This window comes from Acidiphilium sp. JA12-A1 (genome assembly GCF_000724705.2).
Taxonomy (GTDB): domain Bacteria; phylum Pseudomonadota; class Alphaproteobacteria; order Acetobacterales; family Acetobacteraceae; genus Acidiphilium; species Acidiphilium multivorum.
The window spans coordinates 1-3,744 of the sequence record NZ_JFHO01000073.1 but is presented as its reverse complement, the minus strand read 5'-3'; the positions used below and the strand labels follow the sequence as shown (position 1 = coordinate 3,744).

Annotated in this window: 3 protein-coding genes and 1 pseudogene; 2 read left to right on the top strand and 2 right to left on the bottom strand. The window is 65.5% G+C overall.

Features of this window, described 5'->3' with window-relative positions:
• Both RT91_RS14135 and RT91_RS14130 read left to right on the top strand, forming a co-directional pair.
• The coding region (locus RT91_RS14135) for a transposase (protein WP_035187068.1) at positions 1-556 on the top strand (556 nt) is incomplete at its 5' end.
• 47 nt (positions 557-603) lie between these two features.
• Entirely contained in the window at positions 604-1,713 is a 1,110-nt protein-coding gene (locus RT91_RS14130; protein WP_035187837.1) for a lytic transglycosylase domain-containing protein, read from the top strand.
• A 116-nt stretch (positions 1,714-1,829) separates the two neighbouring features.
• Here RT91_RS14130 and tolB read toward each other — a convergent pair whose 3' ends face one another.
• Together tolB and RT91_RS14120 are read right to left on the bottom strand one after the other, a co-directional pair.
• Positions 1,830-3,239 (bottom strand): Tol-Pal system beta propeller repeat protein TolB, encoded by a 1,410-nt coding sequence (gene tolB / locus RT91_RS14125; RefSeq protein ID WP_012040395.1) that lies wholly within the window; start codon positions 3,237-3,239, stop codon positions 1,830-1,832.
• A 31-nt stretch (positions 3,240-3,270) separates the two neighbouring features.
• Positions 3,271-3,744 (bottom strand): annotated as a pseudogene (locus tag RT91_RS14120) (hypothetical protein); the annotation flags it as partial.

Below are 3,744 nucleotides of genomic sequence, written 5' to 3'. Positions count from 1 at the left end.
CCCCGCTATCTGGATCTCCGATCTCTATGGCGCCCAGCGCGGTCATGCCGATGACTGGCAGATTTGCCTCGCCCACCAACTCCGGGACTGCAAATTCGCGATCGAGGCGGGTGATACGATCTTCGCACCCAGAATGAAGGCCCTGCTGCTCCGCGCCGTCGTGCTGGCGCGGCGCCATCGCACGCTCGCGGACGCTACAAGACGCGCCTGGCGGCGGCGCCTCGACCATGATCTCGACGCCGTCATGGCGCTCGCCCCGATCAACCACCACGGCAGACGATTGCGCCGACGATACGGCAAGGTTCGTGATCATCTCTTCACCTTCCTCGACCACCCGGATATCGCCGCGGACAACAACGGCTCCGAGCGCGAACTCCGGCCTACCGCGACATATCGCAAGGTCACCGGAGGGTTCCGATCCAACTGGGGCGCCGATTTCTTCGCCAACGTCCGATCCGTCGTCGGGACCGCCGCGCGGCACGGCCTTGATGCCTACACCGCTATCAAAAACGCCGTCACCGGAGCATCACTGCCCATCGCCCCCCTACCGGGTTGAGCAGATACCAAGAAAGCAAACAGAGCGAACGGATCGCTGTGTTGCTGATGCTTTTTATAGTCATCCGAGCGGGGATATGCAAGAACTTTTTTGCAGTGCAGCATCGCAAGCTTTGCGGCGCTTGCCGTTGCCGACGTCGTGTCAGCTCCGGGGTCGATGAAGCGCGCGAAAATAACGGCAAATTAACCGTTCTGCCGGATATTGCGCGCATGCAGCGGCGCCTGACCAAAACCCTTGTCGCATCATTTGCGGTATTCGCCCTGTCCGGCATTCGGCCGGCCAGCGCATTGCCGACCGGCGAGTTGCCTGCGTCGGCGCCGGTCGTGGATCCATCGCTGCTCTGTCAGGCCGCCGTCATCATGGCGGAGTCCGACAAGCACACTCCGGTCGGGCTGCTGCGTGCCGTCGGAACCGTCGAAAGCGGCCGCCGTGATCGTGTGACCGGCCAGCTGGCGCCTTGGCCCTGGACCATCGATGCAAATGGCGCCGGCCACATGTACCAGACCGAGGCCGAAGCGATCGCCGCGGCGCAGTCGTTTCTGCAGCAGGGCGTGACCTCGCTCGACATCGGTTGCATGCAGGTGAACATCCAGCAGCACCCCCACGCATTCACCAACCTCGTGCAGGCGTTCGACCCGATGGCGAACGTCTTCTATGCGGCGGACTTCCTCACGCGGCTGAAGGCGCAACTGGGCACCTGGGAGCAGGCGATCGCCGCCTATCACTCGCAGACGCCGTCGATCGGCGCACCCTATGCGAGGCAGGTTCTTGCCCGTTGGCAGGGACAGACCGGCGGGCAACCGAGCGGCCTGCCGCTGGTGCAGACGGCCATGACGCCGCCTCTCGCGCCGGTCGCGCAGCCATCGGCGGCGCCTCGTGTGTGGGGGCCGGGATCCGCGGGCGCCTCGCCCGCCGGCAAGGCGCTGCCGCAGATGTCGAAGCCCGCTGCGGGTGCCGTGGCAATTCGCCGCTTCGCACCCGGCGCGTTTGCCTTCGCGCCGTTGCACGGTTCGCCGACGCTTCTGCCCGCAACCGCACAGCCAGGTGGCCCGGCGTCACGGATTGCCGTGCCCGGCGCCATTGCCGGCGGCATGGCGGGCCGGAATCTCGCGGCCTATCGCCGCGCGCCAATCCCGATTGCAGGCCCGTCTTCCTGAACGGACCGGGAACCCTGCGCCATGCGGTCCGGAGGTCTCCTGTCCGGGAAACCGGCCCCATTTGCCACATCACGCAAGCAGGCGATCCGACCTGGTCAGGCGCCCCCGTCCGGGGTTTATGAAAGGCGCGGCCCCCAGGACGGGTCCTCGGCATTCGTTGGCGTCGGCGTGATGCGCTCATTGAAACCGTCGACGCCGATCGTGACGAGATGGGATACGTTCCCGACCCTGAGCGGGCTCTGCCGGTAGAACATGATCACCCGGCCGTTGGGACAGAAGGTTGCCCCCTCTTCCAGATAGCCCTGCGACAGCAACCGCTCGCCCGAGCCATCCGGCTTCATCACGCCGATGCCGAAACCGCTCGAGTCGAGGCGGGTGAAGGCGATCGCATCGCCGCGCGGCGACCAATCCGGTTCCGCATAGCGAGCATGGCCGTATGAAATCCGCTGGACGTTCGATCCGTCGGCATTCATGACGAAAAGCTGCTGGTCGCCGGAGCCGTCGCGGTCCGAGTTGAACACGATCTTGGTGCCATCCGGGCTGTAGCACGGGGTGACGTTGATCGAGTTCGCGTCGGTCAGCTGGGTCATACGCCGGCTTCCCAGGTCGTATTTCACGATCATCGCGCCGCCGCCCTTCGATATCGAGAACAGCAGCGCGGAGCCGTCGGGGCTGAAACGCGGGCCGAAGCTCATATCGCCGAACGAGCCGATATTGGTGCGCGCGCCCGTCTGCAGGTCGAACAGATAGACCTGCGGGCGATTGTTCTCGAAGCTGACGAAGGCGAGTTGTTGCCGCGTCGGGTTGAACTGCGGCGAGAGCGCCATGTTGCGGCCCGAGGTGAGGAAGCGGACATTCGCGCCGTCGTAATCCATCAGCGCCATGCGACGGATCGGGCTGGTCGGAGGGCCCGAGACGGATATGAACGCAACCCGCGTGTCGAAATAGCCCTTTTCGCCGATCATCTGCTGATAGATGTCATCGGCGATGATATGGGCGATCCGCCGCCAGTTGCCCGATGCCGTGGTATAGGCCGTCCCCTGCAACTGCTTCTGCTGCGAAATGCCCCAGAGCCGGTATTCGACGCGGATCTGCCCCGCGCCCGGGCTCGTCACCTGGCCGGTCACAAGCGCCTGCGCCCCCAGAATGCTCCAGTTGTTCCAGACCGGCACGCTGTTGACCACCGAATTCGGCACGAAGCTGGTGGGATCGATCGCGCTGAACAAGCCGCAATGGTCGAGATCCGATGTGACGACCTGGGTGATCTGGGCGCCGATATCCGACGTATTGCCGCTTGCATCGGTGAAGGCCGGCAGGGCGATCGGGATGGGCGCGTTATGCGCGCCGGAGACGTTGATCGCATCGCTCGGGCCGTTCGCGGCATTCTGCGCGCGGGCGAGCCCGGGCAGCAGCAGCCCCGCGGCTCCGGCGCCGATCATCAACCGGCGGGACAGCGGCGGCAGCCGCTCGACCAGGGTTCCGGGAACGCGCGGATGGTGGGCGGGCGACGGACGGCGGATCGTCATGAAGAACCTCTATCCTGAAACGCTTCGAACGCTATGGAGTGAACCTGAAGATGAAGGTGTGCACCGAGCCGAGCATATAGGACGGCAACGGCAGCTTGGCACATTGATAGTTCTTAACCGCATCGACGGCGCGGTTGGCGAAGGCGGCGAAGAGCGGATCGCTCATCTTGCCCTGGTCGGCGGGCGCCACCCGGGCTTCCCGCACGACGCCGCCCGCATCGGTCACGACCTGTAGCAGGACGCTGAATTTCTGCACGCCCGGCGCGCCGGCGTCGATGCCCCAGCACGGGCGGACCTCGTTGCCGATCGCATCCCGCTGCGAGGCGGAAAGGCCGGAATTCGCCGTGCTCATCTTCGTCCCGCCGCCATTCGGCGCGCCGCCGCGCTCGGGATTGTAGCGCGCGGTCGGCGGCTTCTTCTGCTTCTGCAGCGCGCGCAGCTTCGCCAGCGTGTTGAGCACGGACTGGCTCATCGGCACGGGGGTCTTCACCTCGTGCTTCTGGCT